The following is a 17,226-nucleotide window of genomic DNA, read 5'->3' on the forward strand; positions in this document are numbered from 1 at the left end:
CCGGCCTCCGACCTGCTGACCTGGCCGTGCAAGGACTACGGTGTCTGTTCTGAGTCTCTTCGGAGATCCGCGACTGCGTCTCTTCAGAGATCCACAACGGAGAGCCCATGCCATCGAACGTCGCACCGGCCCCCGGGACCGGCACCAGCAGCGCCGCGGGCGCCGAGGCCGCGGTGCCCGCCGAGGCCGTCACCCCCCTCATCCGCGGTATCGCCGTACTGCGGCGGCTGACCGACGCCGGCGGGGTGTCCAGCCTCAGCGGTCTGGAGCGGTCCACCGGACTCGCGCGCTCCACCGTCGACCGGATCACCGCGACCCTGGCGCGCCGGGGGTACGTACGCCTGGACGGCCGCGACGCCGTCCTGGCCCCCCGTCTGATGGAACTCGGCAACGCCTACCTGGCCGCCCTGCGCCTGCCCCGCCTCCTCGACGCGCACGCCGACGCCCTCGCCGACGAGCTCGACGAGTCCGTCTCGCTCGCGGTCGGCGACCAGGACGGCATCCGCTTCATCCACCAGGCGACCCGGCGCCGCGCCATGTCGCTGAGCTTCCGCATCGGCGACCTGCTGCCCGCCGAACGCACCGCCCCCGGCCCGCTGTTCGCCACCGAGTGGGGCGAACGGGAGTGGGCGCGGTGGCACGAGCGGCGCGCGGCCGACCCGGAGGACCGGGGGTTTCCGGCAGTCCCGGCGCGCAGCCGGCCGATCGAGTACGGCGAGGACGACCGGAACGACGAGAAGGACAGGAGCGGCGCGAACCGCACGAACGGCAAAAACGGCAGAGACCTTGTGGACGGGAAGGACCTTGCGGGCGGGAAAGAACTCAGGGTCGGCAAGGACCTCAGGGTCGGCAAGGACCTCACAGTCGGCAAGGGCCGCACGGCGGGCGGGCCGCAGGAGCCGGACGCCGGCCGAAGCGCACGTCGACTTCCCACTCTCGGCGACGACTTCGAGCAGCGTACGGCCGAGGCGCGGGAGGCCGGCTGGGCGCTGGACGACCAGTTGATCGAACCGGGCCTGGTCGCCCTCTCCCTGCCCGTACGGGAGGCGGGCCGCATCGCCTGTGTGGTGAGCGTGGTCAGCCACACCAGCCGGCACACCGCGGCCGATCTGCGCGACGCCGTGCTGCCCCGGCTGCGGGAGGCCGTCGCCGCGATGGAACGGGAACTGCGCGAGGCACGGCACGCCGAATCCGACGCGCCCCGCCCCACCGCCGCCCCCTCCGGCCTCGCCGTCTGGACCGGCGCCTCCAAGCAGGAACTGGGCCGGGAGTTCATCGAGTCGCTGGCCCGGGGCCTCACCGTCATCACCGCCTTCGGCGAGGGCCGCGCCGAACTGAACCTCACCGAGGTCGCCCGGGCCACCGGGCTCGCCCGGGCGACCGCCCGCCGCGCCCTGATCACCCTGGAACACCTCGGATACGTCACCGCGCACGACCGCGTCTTCCGCCTCACCCCCCGCGTGCTGGGCCTCGGCTTCCCTCCCCTGTCGCGGACCTCGCTCGCCGAGATCGCCGCCCCGCACCTCACCGAACTCTCGCAGCGGCTGCACGACTCGGTGTCGCTGGCGATCCTGACCGGCGACGAGATCCAGTACACGGGCCGCGTCTCCACCAGCCGCGTCATGAGCGTCCACATCACCATCGGCACCCGCCTGCCCGCGTACCCCACCGCGCTGGGCCGGGTGATGCTGGCGGACCTGCCCGAGCCGCCGCTCACCGAACTGCTCCCGTTGACCCCCCGCACGATCACGGACCCCGCTCGGCTGAAGGCCGTCCTGGACCGCGTACGGGAAGAGGGATACGCCCTGGTCGACGAGGAGTTGGAGGTGGGGCTGCGCTCGGTCGCGGTGCCGGTGCGCGAGCGCGGTGGGCGGGTCGTGGCCGCCGTCAATGTCGCAATGCACAGCAGCCGCCGTACGTCCGAGGAGTGCGTCGCCGAGGTGCTGCCGGAGTTGCGGGCCACGGTGGGGCGGATCGAGGAGGACCTGTGGGTGGCGGGACGGTTTCGCCGGGTACCGCGGACGTGACGCATGGGCGCGTCCCCCTTCTGACGACCGTTTGAGCACGTGAGCGCCCGTGTCCGGGCCACGGGGAGGTGGTCCGGACACGGGCGGGAGCATGTGCAGGGGGGTGACCCTGGGCGTCAGTGGGTGACCCCCGCGAGCCCGTTCTCCGCGGCCTCGGACCCGCCCTCGTCCGGGGCGGCCTCGCACGCACCCTCGTCCGGGGCTCCGGTGGACCTGCCGTCCCGCATCAGGAAGACGGCGAGGACGGCCGCGACCAGGACTCCCGCCCCGCCCGCCAGGAAGCTCGCCGACATCGCGCTGGTGAACGCGTCGTGGGCGGAGGCGAGGAGGGACTTGTCGCCGGTGCGGGCGGCGACGGCGAGGGCGTCGCCGATCGAGTGGCGGGCGGCGGCCGGGGCGGCGGCGGGCATGTGTCCGGTGAAGGTGCTGGAGAGAACCGCGCCGAGGACGGCGACACCGAGCGCGGCGCCGGCCTGCTGGACGGTGTCGTTGAGCGCGGAGCCCACACCGGCGTGCTCGTCCGGGATCGCGCCCATCATGGCCGCCATCGCCGCGGGCATCGTCAGCCCGCCACCGGCGCCCATGAGGCACATGGCACCGGCGAGCACTCCCCACCCACTCTGCGCGTTCAGCGTGGACAGCAGCCCGAACCCGGAGGCGATGACGAGGAGTCCGAAGACCGCCATGGCGCGGTTGCCGGTCTTCGGCAGCAGGGCGGCGCCGACGCTGTTGAAGGCGAGGGTCGCGAGGGCCAGCGGGGTGAAGGCGAGACCGGTCTGGGTGGCGGAGTAGCCGAGGACGAACTGCAGGTACTGGGTCAGCACCAGCATCAGGCCGCCCTGGGCCAGGGTCAGCAGCACGAGGGAGAAGCTGGCGCCGGTGAAGACACGGTTGCGGTAGAGCGAGACCGGGATCATCGGCGAGGAGCAGCGGCTCTCCCACACCCCGAACCCGACCAGCCCGAGCACCGCGAAGCCGAGCGAGAACTGCGTGCCCTGCTGACCCAGCCCACCCTTGGGAAGCTCGATGATCGTCCAGATGAGCGCGGTCATGCCGACCATCGACAGCACCATGCCGATCGGGTCGGCCTTGCGCCAGGGCCCCTTGGACTCGGGCATGAGGACCAGCGCGGCGATGATCGCGAGACCGGCGATGGGAATGTTGAGGAGGAAGACGACCCCCCACCAGAAGTGGGCCAGCAGCGCGCCGCCGACGACCGGACCACCGACGAGCCCGACCATGGCGACGGCGCTCCAGGCGGCGATGGCCTTGGGCCGCTCGGCGTCGTCGAAGACGGTGATCAGGATCGACAGCGTGCTGGGCATGATCAGCGCGCCCCCGACGCCCATCAGCACCCGCCCCAGGATCAGCGCCCCGGGCGTGGCGGCCTCCATGGCCACCACCGAGGCCGCCCCGAAGAGCGCGAGCCCGATGACCATCACCTTCCGCCGCCCGAACTTGTCGGAGAGGCTGCCCGCGGTCAGCAGCAGCCCGGCGAAGACCAGCATGTACGAATCGAGGATCCACTGAAGGTCCTGGGCACTGGCCTTGAGGTCCTCGGCGATCGTCGGGATCGCCACGGTGAGAACCATGTTGTCGACGACCAGCACCAGGGTGCTGAGGCACAACACGATCAGGATGAGCCAGCGGCGCGGATGACGGTCCATCTGTCTACCTCTCTACCTCTCGAACGGCGGGCTGAGCCGCACACACCGTGCGCTCTGTGGAACACCGTACGGTGATGCGCACACTGTACGCAAGAGAGAACGACGTACGAAAACATCGCCACCCGTACGCACCCTGCGCATGCTGTGCGCTACGGTGGCCGGACCGGGAGAGAGGAAGCCGAATGTCCCCCCAGAAGCAGGCCGAAGCGGAGCCGCCACCTCCCGTCCAGTCGGTGTGGACCCGCCCCCGGGCCGGCCGCGAACAGCCGGCGCTGAGCCGGGACCAGATCGTCGCCGAGGCGCTACGCCTGCTCGACTCCGACGGCATCGACGCTCTGAGCATGCGCAAGCTCGGCACCCGCCTCGGCGCCGGTGCCACCTCGCTCTACCGGCACGTGGCCAACAAAGACGAGCTCATCGAGCTGGCCATCGACGAGATCTACGGCGAAATCGAAATCCCCCGGTCCACCGACCCCTCGACCTGGCGCGCGGACGCGACCCTCTGCGCCCAGAGCCTGCGCGCGACGATGCTGCGCCACCCGTGGATCGCCTCGGTGCTCGGCGAGATGGGCATGTCGTACCTCGGCCCGAACGCGATGCGCCTGGCCGAGTTCCTGCTCGCCCTCTTCACCCGCGCGGGCCTGCCCACGACCGAGGCCGACCAGGCCGCCTCGACCCTCGTCGCCTACGTCACCGGCATGGCCACCAGCGAGGCCGCCTACCTCAACGTCCTCGCCCGCAGCGGCCACACCGAACAGCAGTACGTGGAGAGCCTCTGGCCCACCGCCGAACAGGCCGCCGAGTCCTACCCCCACCTCCGCGAGGGCTACGCCGAACAACGCGGCAAGGATCCCCGCACCGCCCGCGACGAGAATTTCCGGTACGGCCTCGACCGCGTCCTGGACGGCCTGGCAACCCGAATCACCCACTGACCGAACGCCAGAACCCCCACCCCACCGAATCCGCTACGCTAGTCGCCGGGTCTCACCGAGATCCCCCCGCCTTCGTAGCTCAGGGGATAGAGCACCGCTCTCCTAAAGCGGGTGTCGCAGGTTCGAATCCTGCCGGGGGCACAAGGGCAAAGGCCCCGGACTGATCATGGTCCGGGGCCTTTGACATCCACAGCTGACATCAACGAGCACGGTCACTGACGGCCGGGACGCCTCCTGAGCAGCCGATCCATGTGACTCATGGCCTCGCGCTGCGTGTCCTGCACGACGTGCGTGTAGACGTCCATGGTGATGCTGATCTGAGAGTGGCCGAGGATCTCCATCACGACGCGGGGCGCGACTCCGGCCGCGGTAAGCAGGGTCGCCGTGCCGTGCCGGGCGTCGTGCAGCCGGACGACTCGGATGCCGGCGGAGTCAGCGATGCGGGTGAAGGAGCGGTAGACGTTCCGCGGCTCGACCTGGCGGCCGGTGCGGGTGGTGAAGACGTAGCCGGACGCCAGCCACTTCTCCCCCGCCTTGGCGCGTGCGGCGGACTGCCGCATCCGGTGCCAGCGCAGCGGGGCGATGCAGAGCGCGGGCAGCGGGACGACGCGACGGCGGCGGCTCTTGGGGTCGTCGTCGTACAAGACTCCGCGGCGACGCTGAGTCTGCTGCCGGACGTAGAGGACTCGGTTGTCGAGGTCGAGATCAGACCAGCGAAGGCCGATGATCTCTCCCCGGCGCAGACCCATAGCCACGGCGAGCACGAAGGCTGCATAGAGCGGATCCCTCCGGGACGCCGCAAGGAAGTCCAACGTCTCGTCCAGGCTCCAGGGCTTCAACTCCCTGTTGTCCGTGCGGGGCGGCTCGACCAGCTTGGCGACGTTGCGCGTGATCAGTTCCTCCCGGCAGGCGGAGGACAGAGCGGAACGGAGCACTCGGTGGGACTCCTTGGCCGTTGCCGCGGTGGTCTCCTTCTCCAGGCGGACGAGGAAGCGGCGTACGTCGGCGACCCCGCGCGATCAACCACGTGCCTGGCCCGGTCGTGCTCGTGGGCCACTCCTACGGCGGCACGCTGATCACCAAGGCGGGCGTGCACGACAGGGTGGGCGCGCTGGTGTACATCTGCGCGCTTTCCCCGGACGACGACGAGACCTCGCAGCAGCACCTGGCCGCGTTTCCCAGCTCGCCGGTTTTCGAGCACCTTGAGGTCGCCGACAACCGCATCTACCTCAAGGAGTCGGGCATCGGCGACTTCTGCGGCGACCTGCCGCTGGAGGAACAAAAACTCGTGCTGGCGACCGCTGACCCGCCGATCGCGGACCTCTTCGACCAGCAGGTACCCGGCAATGCCTGGCGAGCGAAGCCGAGCTGGTACATCGTGGGCACCCAGGACCGCACGGTGAACCCGGACCGGGAGCGCGCTTCCGCCGAACGGATGAAGGCCACGACCGTCAGTCTCGACAGCAGCCACGTCCCGATGCTCTCTCAGCCCAACGCTGTCCTCGAGGTCATCCGCAACGCTGCGAAGACCCTGGAGTAGGGCCGAGGACTGCGGGGCACGCCGCCTTTGGGCATCCGTGCGCGTCGCCGCCGGCCGTAAAGAGGTCTCGACAGAACTCGGTGCGGTACAGCAGCGAAGTACAGCAACCCCGTCGGCCAGCACCAACCGTCCATGCTTCTCACGGCCCGCCCAGCCAGCCCGACAGACCTCGGTGACCTTCGTGCCCATAGTTCGCATCGAGCGTCGCACAGGTCGGCCGGCGACTTGACTCGACCAGTCAGGCTTCGCCGACCGCGTGGTCTCCTGGCAGCAGGGACCCACGGAGGACGTCAGCGAGTGTGCTGAACACACGCACGTCACCGCCTCAGGTCAGCCCCCACCCGATTTCGCAATCTCCGTTACTTGTCCGCTCGGTAGAGCTTGATGTCCTTGTTGACGAACAAGTGGACGTAGCCGCACCGCCAGCAGATCAGGCCCGTGGCGTTCTCGCCGGCCAACTTTCCGAGCATGAACTCCATGCCGGCGCTGTTGAGCAGGACACGCCGCTCTCGGAACAGATCCCCTTGGCAGACCTGGCAGTTGAGCCAGACTTCCCCCAGTGCTGCACGTACCGGCTTCGCCATCCCGTGAACTCCCCCGTTCTTGCCGTGTGGTCGGAACCGAGACTACGGGGCAGTGCGAGCCGCCCCACAGCCCGCGTGAGCGCGCAACAGGGTCGTCTGCACGGGTCTCGCCATCTGGCGGCCAAGAGTGCGGCAGAGAGGCACACGCGTGCCCTCCGCGTGCCCGGTCGAACAGCAACCAGCGGGGAGCAGCGGGGACCCTCGGCGAGTGCCCCGAGAACCCGCAGCTCAGCGTCTCGCCAGCTCAGCCCTCATCCGGTTACGCGATCTTCCAAACTAACGCTCTACTTTGCCCTTGTACCTCGGATTGCGATCTGACTGAGCGCGCATCGGTATGTCCGGCTATCGGAACCAGCGGAATGTTCAAGGCGGGGCTCCAGGTCGAGTGACAGGGCTGGGGTACGCGCTTCCGGCTAGGTTGCGAGCATGAAGGAGCATCCTGGCTTCGGCGCGATGCTGGCGTGGTCGCTGGACCACAGAGACCTTGGCGTGCAGGAGTTAGCCGACCGCGCCGGCTTGACCGCTGACGAGGTCCGCGCGGTGCTCGCAGGGGAGCGCCCAGGCGCGGGGTTGCTCCGACGGCTCGCGCCCGCGCTGGGTTTCCACGCCGTCGATCTGTTCATCCTCGCAGGGTTGGCAGTCCCGGACGATCTAGCGCCGTTGGACGGCACGGCCACGAAGTGGGTGGCGAGCACAGTGACGGATGCGACGCGTCTCCCGGCAGCGGGACGCCGTGACCTCCTACAGCAGATCCGCTTACTGCCGCAGGAGGAACGGCGTTCCAGCTTCGCCCCGAAGCCGCTCATACCCCTCGCCGGCGGACCGAGCACTTGGGTGATCCGCATGCTCCAGTACCGCAACCTGAACTGGATGGGCATGGCGCAGACGCTTGCATTCGTGACGCCCACATACCTGTCGGCGGCCACTTACGGGGTGATCGGCTCCGGTCGTAAGGAGCTGACCCCGCGCTTGGTGACGGACTTCGCTGTCCTGCTGGGGATCGACGCCAGCGATCTGGCCGCGTTGACGGGCGTCTTTCTGCGTGAGGTGCCGCCCTCTCCGTCCCCGGAAGCCGTGGACGCCGCAGCGCTGCTGTGGGAGGCGCGACGGCTGTCCGCCGTCCAAGCGCGACACGTCGCCGAGCTGGCACGCGCTCTGCGCGACAATTCCCGCGCCAGGTAGCTCGTCAGCCTGCCCGGATCCAGACACCTGCTGGCACCCGGCACGGTCCCCAGGCCGTGCCACTCTCGTGCCAGAACGGACGGGGACTCACGGGGAACCGGGGTCCGCAGGGGTGAGTTCGGCCGACTGTGGTAAGGCAGGGGAATCCGCAGGTCACGCACGTGATCGCCCAACCTCGCTCCTAAAGCGGTTGGCCAGCGGCAACCCGTGCCCTCCGGGTACCGGGTAGGTGGGACCTGGGCAGCGACGTTTGGCTAAGTCAGTAAGGCTCCGCCGACCTCTCGGACCCGCACCCGAGGTGGCCCGGATTCTTAGAAGCTGTTGTCTTTCCGGGCTTGAGGGCTGCGTTTCCGCTGGTCGGGCGTGCCGGGCGACGGGCCGGACGGCTCCCGATACCCACCATGGGCGGCTGGCTGACCGACCGTCAGTTGCGTTCCGCCCTGGCCGCCGCTCCGACCCGACGACGTGATCGCCACCCGGTGCGCGGCGTCCGAACAAAAATTCCCGCGGGCCGGGGCAACCTTTTCGGGGGCTGTGACAACTGGGGGTTGTCCGGACCAGGCGGTCCGGACAGAGGCAACGGCTGAAAGAGAGCACCGAAATGTTCCCTCGTCCATCCGCGTCGTCGGAGGCGTCGCCCGTCGGCGGTCGCGCCCGCCGTCGTCGCCGTGGTCGCCTGTCGTTCCGCTCAGCCGTTCCGGGGCGACGGAAGGGACATCGTGGCCGTCGGTTGTACCAGCGTCGGAGTCTCTGGGCGGCCGTCGTCCTGGCTGTCGTGGGCGGTTCCGTGGCCGTGGTCAACACGGCCTCAGCGGCAGTCGTGGACACGAAGGCCTGGTACGTGCTGGTCAACCGGAACAGCGGCGAGGTGCTGGACGGCCTCGCCTATGCCACGTACGACGGTGCGGCGGTGGTGCAGTGGGGCCGTCACGGCGGGGCTAACCAGCAGTGGCGGTTCATCGACTCGGGTGACGGGAACTACCGGCTGCAGAACCGGAACTCCGGCAAGGTGCTGGACGACTACGGCTGGTCGAAGACCGCCGGCTCCGCCATGGTGCAGTGGCGCGACCGGAACGGCGCCAACCAGCAGTTCCACCTGAATAAGTCGTCGGACGGCTACGTGCGTCTGATCAATCGCTTCAGTGGCATGGCCGTTGAGGTCCAGAACGGCTCCAAGGCCGACGGGGGCCGCGTCGCCCAGAACAAGGACAGGGGCGGCGCCAGCCAGGAGTGGAAACTCGTCCCGGCCGGGAGCATCGACAGCACCGGGAGTTCCGGCAGCACCCCCACGCCCACCACACCGGGCGGCAGCGTTCCGACAAGCCAGGCTACGAGCGGTACCCGCTCGCCGTCGCCGTCGGCGTCATCTCCGGCCGCCGGTGGCGGTGCCGGTGGCGGTGGCGGTGGCGGCAGCTCGGCGACACGTTTCATGGGCAGTAGCACGGTGCTCATCGGCGGCTCGATGTCCGACGCCTCGACGACCGCCGCGCCGTTCGACGTGCGATACGCCTATGTGCACAGCCAGCCCGCGCCCTCGTCGGACTACTATTCGGCATCGCGTTGCAAGGCCGAGTGGTCGAGCTGGTGGGGCTGCTGGAGCGGCGACACCACGGCGCCCGGCTTCTACGTGACCTGGGGCGACGATCACGTGGCCAAGGCGACGTACCAGGGCAGCCCGCGCCCGCAGAAGAACTTCTGGACCTGGTACTCATTGCGCGACCTCGGGGATCTGGCAGGCGAGGGCGACGGTCCGGGCGAGGTCAAGGCCATCAACAGGGCTGACCTGCTCACCCGGTATATGAACGACTACCGCTTCTTCCTCCAGAAGATCGGCAACTCGCACGACATGATCGACATCGAGCCCGACTTCTGGGGCTACGTCCGGTCGCTCGGCAATCCGCACCAGGTCGCCGCGCAGGTCACGGCCGCGAATCCGACAGACTGCGGATCGCAGGAGAACAGCGCCGCCGGCCTGTCCCGTTGCCTGATAGCGATGGCGCACAAGTACGCGCCGAACACGGGCGCAGGGTTCCACCTGACCTGCTGGGACTGGCAGACCGACGTCCAGAAATGCGTCAAGGACTACACGGACCTCGGGGCGAAAAACGCCGACTTCCTGGTCGCAGATGTGTCGGACCGCGATGCGGGCTGGTACGCGCAGCCGGCGCACGGCGCCCGTGACACCTTCTGGAACGACCAGAAGGCCGCTGCCGCGCTGGGGTGGTACAAGACGATGGCCGAGTCGGTGGGCAAGCCGGTGGTCCTGTGGCAGATCCCCGTGGGCAACATGGCGCAGAACAACACCCTCAACCATTACAAGGACGACAAGGTCGACTGGTTCTTCGCGCACATGGACCAGGTGGCGAACGCGCACGTCGCCGGCCTCCTGTTCGGTCCGGGGCAGCAGGAACAGACCACGGTCGAGTCCGACGGCGGAAACCTGATCAACAAGACGATCGCGTACCGCAAGTCGGGTGGTACGGCGCTCAAGTAGGCGCCTGCCGTCGGCCGAGGAGGCCTCGGCCGACGGCTACGGTTCGCCGCGGGCGGCCGTTCCCTGGCCCGACCGCCAGGTTCGCTCAAGCGGAGATAGCGGATCGCGTCCAGCATCTGCCGGCCACGACCCACTCCCCGTCCGTCATATCGGTCGGATACCGGCGCTCACGCACCGGCACCAGGGCCTCCTGCTGCTCGGTGACCAGACACCAACGAGCTGTTCAGGAGGCCCTGCTCGTATGCGCCGAACACCCCGCGACCACCCAATCGAGACTCCCGCTCGACAGACACCGCTCAAGATCGGAAAGACAACAGCTACTTAGATGGCAGGGATCAGTTCCACAGCAGGTCAACTGCGGCACGGAGCCTCCCGCGCCAGGCGAGTGCTCGAAAATCAGCCCACAGAAGCGTGCGCGACCACAACCAGGCATGACGGCGGCTGCTTCCTGAAATGTCACCACTGCACGCAGCCGCTAGCACGCCAACCACCGGGATGCCCGTGATCATCACCAGCACCGGCAGGATGCCGCCCTCCACGCTGACCACAACCTCGCCGAGGAAAAGCGTTCCGGCGACCGCTCCCGCCAGAAGCCGACGGATCAGCCCATGAGAGGTCAGCCAGCCGGGCGCGAGTGCCAATGTCGCGCCGAGTACCAGACCCAGCGCCGCACCCACGAGCAGACTGCCACCCATGAGGATCACTTCCGAGATGAGAGCCGAAGGCACACCGTGCCCGTGCCTCAGCGCCAACGCGACCATCACGGCAGCCGTCCAAACGACGCCCCAGCCCAGCGCGCAGACCCCTCCGACAACCAGGCCGAACCGCAGACCTCGCATCACTACGTCACACTTCACCGAACCCCCCTCACGTCGCCGTGCCAGCATGATGCTCTACATGGCCGCGCGAGGGTCGAGGGGGTCGGGGTCGACGGTCGGTGTTTGACACCAGCGGTTGACACCAACGGCGGCGTACAGCGGCGGTCGCAGCCGCACTCATGCGGACCAGCGATAGAGGTGGATGGTGAGTTGTTCAAGGTTCCCACCCACGGTGATTGACCTGATAAGGGTGAGGCCCTGAGATCGCGGTACACCAGCCAAGTACAGCAACCACAGCAACCGGTCCCGTCCCGCAGTGTCCTTGTAGACCCGAAGTGCGGCCTGTATGACCGTCCTTGACCGATCTATCTAGAGCTACGGACCAGAAGGTTCTGACATCCACGCCTGACATCAACGACTCCGGACGGTGGCGTACACCAACAACCCTGTCCGGCCGTCGCACCAGTCGACTACAGCAGCCGAAGCGAGCTCGGATCGAACTCCTCAAGCGGGTGTCGCAGGTTCGAATCCTGCCGGGGGCACAGAGAAACACCTGGTCAGAGGCCCTTCCGTCCATCGGGCGGGAGGGCCTTCGTCCTCGCAGCACACATATGGCACACATGCGGCTGCGGGCAGAGGTGGGGAGCTGTGCGAGATGCCCGCGAACGACGAGCTGGCCCGGCGCCGGTACGAGAAGCTGGTCGACCGGCTTGAGTCGCTGATGCAGGCCGCTCTGAAGCCGGAGTACGAGGGCTACTACGGGCAGCTGATCCTCGGCGCTGACGATCTTGCGGAGATGGGCGAGCTCAAGGACGTCCGGCGCGCCGCCAGGGAAGCGGGACGGCGTCTCGGCTGGAAGACGACCACCCGTCTCGTCGGCGGGAGGCTCTTCGTCCTCGACGAGCGCGAGGTGCCCGAGAGGATCGAGCGGTTGGCTGGGGATGCGGCCGCTGCTGCGATGGACCGGTTCTGGGAGGAAAGCCGTCGGCCGCGACTGACCTGATCCGAGGAAGACGCAAGGGGGCACCCCACCGCATCAGCGCGGTGGGGTGCCCCCTTCGGTTACGGCGCCCCGGTACGGGTTAGGCACACATCACGCGGCGTCTTCCTCCAGGGCTGCCACGGTCTCGGCGGCCTCACGGGCCTTCCGCTCCGCCTTCTCCAGCTTGGCCTTCGCCTTGGCCAGTTGCTTGGAGCGGCGCTTGTGCATCTTCTTCGAGACCTCGTCCAGGCGGTCGGGAAAGCGCAACAACTCGCCTACCTGGCGAGCCTCTTGGCCCTGGGCGGTTCGATCCTCCTAGCCATCTGGAAGGGCTGAACGTACGAGCGCCGCACCACTGAACCAGCTCCTGCGCCCTCTCCGCCTCTCGGCACCATCGCCGGCCAGAGACAGCCCAGCGAGGTCCGCATAGGCGACTTCGTGTGCCTCGACGGGCTGTATCTGCGGATCCGCGACATGCGGTCCGCCGGCATCGCGGGGCACCGGGTGCTGATCTTCGACGGGCACTCCCCGTGGGTCATGAAGGAGTCGGCGACCACGTATCGGCCTGTCGAACTCCTCTGATCCCGGCCCCGTTCGGCCATCACGAGCACTGTCACCTCAGCCCAGCGAGGAGCTTTGCCATGCGCTTCCGCAAGATTCACGGAGCGGGAAACGACTTCGTCCTGTTAGCCGACCCCACTCCGGACGGCGAAAAGGACTGGCCAAAGGAGGCGGAACGCCTCTGCGCCAGACGAACCGGCGTAGGCGCGGACGGCCTCGTCATCAGCAGCCTGATCAGCATCAGCCCGATCGTCCTCGCAGTCAGCTGCTTCAACGCTGACGGCTCAGTCGCAACGATGTGCGGTAGCGCTCTGCGGTGTACCGCCTGGGCCGCGCACCACGACCACGGCTTCCGCGAGATGAGCCTCCGCATGGCGGGAGTGATGCACGAGGCGATCGTGAGCGACGACTCCGTGTGGGTCACGGCCGAAGTCGGCGCGGTCCACCCCCGGCGAGTTCAGACCGTCATCAACGGCAAGCCGACCTGGTTCGACAGCGCCCACACCGGCACCGAACACGTCGTCGCCATCGTGGACGACGTGGACGCCATCGACGCGGTACTCGTCGGACGCCTCATCCGCCACCACCCGGACCTTGCCCCGCTGGGGACGAACGTCAACTTCGTAGAAGCCGCCGGCAGCCAGGCGCTGAAGATCCGCGCCTACGAGCGCGGCGTCGAGGCGGAAACCCTGTCGTGCGGGAGTGGAGCCGTCGCGGCCGTCGTCATCGCCGCCCCTGCGCGGACTCGTGTCGCCGCGTGCCGTCACCGTCCACAACCATGCCGGGGAGCCGCTCACGGTCCGGCCATATCCCGACCGACCGAAGCGGACTCACTGGGTCGGCGGACCGGTCACCAACACCTTCGAAGGGGTCCTCGCATGACTCAGTTCCTCGACTCCAGCTCCGGCCTCGCGGTGCGAGAGGCCGCCCAGACACTTCGCTACTGGCAGCGCGACCGAGAGGGGCTCGGTGTCGCACTCGTCTACGGGCCGGTTTCGGCAGAGGACCGGCTGTACCACTCGAAGTGCCCCGTGGACCAGCGTTCCGTGACCGCCCTGTCCGAGGCCCTGGACCGCATTGGAGCCCGCTGGAAGGTACTGAACCCGTGCGAACCGGACTTCATCACGGAGTTGGCCGGGTACGACGTGGCCCTCTCGAACCTTCACTGACCGTACGGGGAGGACGGGAGGCTGCAGGGCCTGCTGGACTACCTACGCGTGCCGTACTGCGGCAGCGGAGTGGCCGCGTCGGCGGTGGCCGCCGACAAGATCCTCCGCAAGCGGGTGATGCTGAGTCTCGGCGTCCCCACGCCCGGATGGTGGGTGTGGTCCGGGGGCCCGATGCACCGGAACGGTCTGGCCGCGATGGTCAAGCCGCCCTTCGGCGGCTCCAGCGTAGGCATGAGCCTGGTCCGCGAAAGGGCCGACCTTCCCAGGGCGCTGGCGGACGCTGCGGGCAAAGCGGGCGCAGACGTGTTGGTCGAGGACTACCTGACCGGCGTGCCGTTGACCGTCGGATTGCTGGAGCTGCCCGGAGGAGCCGTCGTCGTGCTCCCCCCGCTGGCCACCGAGGCCACCGAGGCGGAGTTCTACGACGCCGACACGAAGCTCGACGTGGATTCCAGGGGCGCCGTAGCCGTACGGGCCGCCGAGCTACCGCCGGAGGTGCTGTCCAGGGTCACCGAGTACGCCACGACGCTGTGGGACGGGCTCGGCCTGCATGGTTCGGCGCGCGTCGACTTCATCCTCACCGAGGACGACGAGCCGTATGTGCTGGAGGTCAACAGCACGCCGGGCATGTCCCGTGACAGCAACTTCGTGGTGGGCGCCGCGATGGTCGGACTCACGCACACGGATGTCGTAGTGGCGATGCTGCACGAGGCGTTGGCCCGCCCGCCATACGATGTTCCCCTGCCCACTCCCGCGTTCTCCAGCACCACACTGACTCGGGAGGCTGCCGTCTCACCGTAGGAGCCCGCCCGCTGTGTCGCGCGTCCACGATGTCCCCATGTGCCGACAGCTCATCGCCCCCGCCGAATGGGATCTGCACGGAGGCTGGGCACTCGGGGACAGGGTGGAATGGTCCAACCGGGCGTGCGGCCTGGCGTCGCTGAGAATGATCCTGCTCGCCTACGGGCGCGAGGCACCCACGGTCACGGAACTGTTGAAACTCGCGGTCAAGCACGAGGTTCTGACCCCGCGTGGAGCACTCCACGCGGGGATCGCGAGCCTGGCGACCGACCTCGGCGTCCCGTCGGCCGCAGAGCCCGTGCCGGTCGAAGACCTACTCACCCGCCTCGATGATGCACCCGTCATCGTGTCCGTGACCGAGCAGCTCCCCGACGACGGACGTTCCGGAGGCCACCTCGTCATCCTTCGCGGCTACGAGAACGCCTCCGACCCGACGATCTTCATCCGGGACCCATCGGCCTGGGGCCAGACGCACGATCGAGTCCCCCTCAGTCGGCTGTCCCCTTCGTACTCTGGCCGCGCGATCACCTTCGCACCCCTGAACAACGGAGAGTCTTGATGCCCGAGGCAGACGGCGACACGACCGAGGCCACAAGCAGCCGAAGGATCGCCGTACTCGGAGAGATGCTGGAGCTGGGCGACGAAGCCGTGGAAGCTCACCGCGAGGTCGGGCGCATGGCAGCCGAGAACGGTGTCGATCTCATCGTGGCGGTCGGCGACACACTTGCCAAGCAACTCGCCCTCGCGGCGGGGGCGGCAGGCGTGCCGGACATCGCGATGGTCGGCGACAACGGCACCGCCGCCGCCTACCTGGCCTCCATCCTCCGCCCCGGCGATGTCGTTCTCATGAAGGCATCCCGCGGTGGACAGCTCTGGCAGATCGCCCAAGCACTCACCGGGCAACCCATCACCGGACTGTGAGCAGACGCCGGCCTGCTGGCTCGCCAGCAGGCCGGGCTCGACGCGGAGGAATTCCGCCAGCAGTCAAAGGCGAGCCCCGCCAGCCCGTGGCTATGCCTTGCGCCTCTTCGTCGCGGCGCGAGCCCCCCGACAGAGTCACAGCAGGGTGTGGCGGGAAGTCGGCCCCACGCGCCAGCCGAGGCCGTGCTGTCGCATATGGCAACGCGATCACGTCAAGGTGCCTGCACTGGCCGAAAAGAGGCGCATTAGTCTTCTGGGGTGCCGTATCAGCCCGAAGAGCCCCTGTTGGTTCCTCCGTCGCCTCGCAGCTCCTGGTCACCGCTGCTGGGGCGGCGTGTGCTGAGCACGATCGTCTCGGTCGTCGTCCTCGGAATCGCGGTGGGCGTAGTGGTGTCCACATCGGGTGTTGACAGTTCCTCGCGTGCCCCGGAGAACGGCCGAGCGTCCGGGCCTGCCTCACGGGAACCCTCCAGCACCGACTCGCACCGCCTGGGTTTCGGTTTGTCGTTCGGCGACACTCTGACCTGGGCCAGGGACGCTGCACTCGCCCGGTCCCTGGACGACGCCAAGGAACTCGGCGTGCGCTGGGTCCGTGTGGACCTCTCGTGGCGCAACATCCAGCCGGATTCTGCCTCGCAGTACGTGTGGACGCGATTCGACCGGGTGGTGGCCGCCGCTCGGAAGCGCGGTCTGGACGTACTGCCGACCATTGGTTACACCCCCCGATGGGCCGCGGCCGCGGACTGTTCGAGTACCAGCCAGACATGTCCTCCGGCAGCCGACGCCCAGTTCGCCGCCTTCGCCCGCCGTGCGGCCGAGCGATACGCCCCGGAGGGCGTGCACACCTGGGAGATATGGAACGAGCCCAACATCAAGCCCTTCTGGCGGACCGGCCCGGACGCCCAGCGTTATGCCGCTCTGCTGACAGCGACCGCACGGGCCATCCGTTCCATGGACAAGGACGCGTATCTGCTGCTCGGAGGGCTTGCGGCCGTGAAGACCGACCCGGCCAAGCAGTACGTATCACACCAGGCATATCTCGCGGAGCTGGGCCGGCTGGGTGCTCTGGATCAGGTGGACGCCATCTCGTACCACCCCTACACCTACCCGCTCCTGCCCAGTACCAGGACAGCGACCGGCACCCGTTTCGAGGAGATCGCCGATACCAGCGACAGCCTCGTCTCCACGCTGCGCCGCTTCGGTAAGCCGAAGATGCCCATATGGCTGACCGAAACCGGAGCGCCGACCTGGTCGCAGGGCGCCGCCGCCGACAGGCCGAACGACCGGAACACCCGACACGTGACACCACGGCTTCAGGCCGAGATCGCCTCGGACACTGTGCCCGCTGCCGCGGCGATCCCCTCGGTCGCGACGGTTTTCTGGTTCTCCTACCGTGATGGCGAGCCGGAAACCCCGGACAGCCGCACCTCCCAGCATTTCGGTCTGCTCTCCTCCGACGGCCGGCGCAAGACGGCTTTCGCTGCCTGGGAGAAGGCGATTCGCAGTTATCAGGAGCAGCAGCAAGGGTGAGACTGGCCGCCGTCCACT

16 protein-coding genes, 1 tRNA gene and 1 pseudogene are annotated in these 17,226 nt (G+C 68.5%); 13 read left to right on the forward strand and 5 right to left on the reverse strand.

What is annotated here, in order from left to right; all coding sequences use genetic code 11:
* Window positions 1-107 precede the first annotated feature (107 nt).
* A complete protein-coding gene (locus ACFZDJ_RS41055; RefSeq protein ID WP_391066769.1) occupies window positions 108-2,027 on the forward strand; it encodes an IclR family transcriptional regulator C-terminal domain-containing protein in 1,920 nt (639 codons plus the stop codon).
* Between the two features lie 116 nt (window positions 2,028-2,143).
* Here ACFZDJ_RS41055 and ACFZDJ_RS41060 read toward each other — a convergent pair whose 3' ends face one another.
* The gene (locus ACFZDJ_RS41060) at window positions 2,144-3,694 is read right to left on the reverse strand and encodes an MFS transporter (protein ID WP_391066772.1); all 1,551 of its coding nucleotides are present in this window, start codon (window positions 3,692-3,694) and stop codon (window positions 2,144-2,146) included.
* A 182-nt stretch (window positions 3,695-3,876) separates the two neighbouring features.
* Between ACFZDJ_RS41060 and ACFZDJ_RS41065 the strand changes: the two genes are divergently transcribed.
* Together ACFZDJ_RS41065 and ACFZDJ_RS41070 are read left to right on the forward strand one after the other, a co-directional pair.
* The gene (locus ACFZDJ_RS41065) at window positions 3,877-4,626 is read left to right on the forward strand and encodes a TetR/AcrR family transcriptional regulator (RefSeq protein WP_168509166.1); all 750 of its coding nucleotides are present in this window, start codon (window positions 3,877-3,879) and stop codon (window positions 4,624-4,626) included.
* 68 nt (window positions 4,627-4,694) lie between these two features.
* Window positions 4,695-4,767, forward strand: a tRNA-Arg gene (locus ACFZDJ_RS41070).
* A 71-nt stretch (window positions 4,768-4,838) separates the two neighbouring features.
* Here ACFZDJ_RS41070 and ACFZDJ_RS41075 read toward each other — a convergent pair.
* Window positions 4,839-5,645 (reverse strand): annotated as a pseudogene (locus ACFZDJ_RS41075) (tyrosine-type recombinase/integrase); the annotation flags it as partial.
* Between the two features lie 8 nt (window positions 5,646-5,653).
* Between ACFZDJ_RS41075 and ACFZDJ_RS41080 the strand changes: the two are divergent.
* Entirely contained in the window at window positions 5,654-6,166 is a 513-nt protein-coding gene (locus ACFZDJ_RS41080) for an alpha/beta fold hydrolase (protein WP_391066775.1), read from the forward strand.
* A gap of 359 nt (window positions 6,167-6,525) precedes the next feature.
* On the opposite strand, the gene ACFZDJ_RS41085 is transcribed toward ACFZDJ_RS41080, so the two are convergent.
* Entirely contained in the window at window positions 6,526-6,750 is a 225-nt protein-coding gene (locus tag ACFZDJ_RS41085; protein WP_067376496.1) for a hypothetical protein, read from the reverse strand.
* A gap of 426 nt (window positions 6,751-7,176) precedes the next feature.
* Here ACFZDJ_RS41085 and ACFZDJ_RS41090 point away from each other — a divergent pair, with 426 nt between their 5' ends.
* Together ACFZDJ_RS41090 and ACFZDJ_RS41095 are read left to right on the forward strand one after the other, a co-directional pair.
* The gene (locus tag ACFZDJ_RS41090) at window positions 7,177-7,932 is read left to right on the forward strand and encodes a hypothetical protein (protein ID WP_391066779.1); all 756 of its coding nucleotides are present in this window, start codon (window positions 7,177-7,179) and stop codon (window positions 7,930-7,932) included.
* A gap of 775 nt (window positions 7,933-8,707) precedes the next feature.
* Window positions 8,708-10,426, forward strand: a complete 1,719-nt coding sequence (locus ACFZDJ_RS41095; protein WP_391066781.1) for an RICIN domain-containing protein — start codon at window positions 8,708-8,710, stop codon at window positions 10,424-10,426.
* A gap of 335 nt (window positions 10,427-10,761) precedes the next feature.
* Here ACFZDJ_RS41095 and ACFZDJ_RS41100 read toward each other — a convergent pair whose 3' ends face one another.
* The gene (locus ACFZDJ_RS41100) at window positions 10,762-11,283 is read right to left on the reverse strand and encodes a hypothetical protein (RefSeq protein ID WP_168509182.1); all 522 of its coding nucleotides are present in this window, start codon (window positions 11,281-11,283) and stop codon (window positions 10,762-10,764) included.
* A 616-nt stretch (window positions 11,284-11,899) separates the two neighbouring features.
* Here ACFZDJ_RS41100 and ACFZDJ_RS41105 point away from each other — a divergent pair.
* Entirely contained in the window at window positions 11,900-12,247 is a 348-nt protein-coding gene (locus tag ACFZDJ_RS41105; protein ID WP_391066784.1) for a hypothetical protein, read from the forward strand.
* A gap of 90 nt (window positions 12,248-12,337) precedes the next feature.
* On the opposite strand, the gene ACFZDJ_RS41110 is transcribed toward ACFZDJ_RS41105, so the two are convergent.
* On the reverse strand, window positions 12,338-12,496 hold the full coding sequence (locus ACFZDJ_RS41110) for a hypothetical protein (RefSeq protein WP_391066787.1): 159 nt from the start codon (window positions 12,494-12,496) through the stop codon (window positions 12,338-12,340).
* Between the two features lie 168 nt (window positions 12,497-12,664).
* Here ACFZDJ_RS41110 and ACFZDJ_RS41115 point away from each other — a divergent pair, with 168 nt between their 5' ends.
* From ACFZDJ_RS41115 to ACFZDJ_RS41140, 6 genes are all read left to right on the forward strand, one after another.
* The gene (locus tag ACFZDJ_RS41115; RefSeq protein ID WP_391066789.1) at window positions 12,665-12,808 is read left to right on the forward strand and encodes a hypothetical protein; all 144 of its coding nucleotides are present in this window, start codon (window positions 12,665-12,667) and stop codon (window positions 12,806-12,808) included.
* Between the two features lie 59 nt (window positions 12,809-12,867).
* Window positions 12,868-13,956 (forward strand): diaminopimelate epimerase, encoded by a 1,089-nt coding sequence (dapF, locus tag ACFZDJ_RS41120; RefSeq protein WP_391066792.1) that lies wholly within the window; start codon window positions 12,868-12,870, stop codon window positions 13,954-13,956.
* Between the two features lie 48 nt (window positions 13,957-14,004).
* On the forward strand, window positions 14,005-14,757 hold the full coding sequence (locus ACFZDJ_RS41125; protein ID WP_391066795.1) for an ATP-grasp domain-containing protein: 753 nt from the start codon (window positions 14,005-14,007) through the stop codon (window positions 14,755-14,757).
* 37 nt (window positions 14,758-14,794) lie between these two features.
* Window positions 14,795-15,316, forward strand: coding sequence for a C39 family peptidase (locus tag ACFZDJ_RS41130; RefSeq protein ID WP_391066798.1), 522 nt, complete (start codon window positions 14,795-14,797; stop codon window positions 15,314-15,316).
* A complete protein-coding gene (locus ACFZDJ_RS41135; protein WP_391066801.1) occupies window positions 15,316-15,678 on the forward strand; it encodes a glutamate ligase domain-containing protein in 363 nt (120 codons plus the stop codon). Before ACFZDJ_RS41130 ends, ACFZDJ_RS41135 begins: the two co-directional genes overlap by 1 nt.
* 336 nt (window positions 15,679-16,014) lie before the next feature.
* A complete protein-coding gene (locus ACFZDJ_RS41140; protein ID WP_391066804.1) occupies window positions 16,015-17,208 on the forward strand; it encodes a cellulase family glycosylhydrolase in 1,194 nt (397 codons plus the stop codon).
* Window positions 17,209-17,226 lie beyond the last annotated feature (18 nt).

It is taken from the genome of Streptomyces sp. NPDC007896, from assembly GCF_042959425.1.
GTDB lineage: Bacteria > Actinomycetota > Actinomycetes > Streptomycetales > Streptomycetaceae > Streptomyces.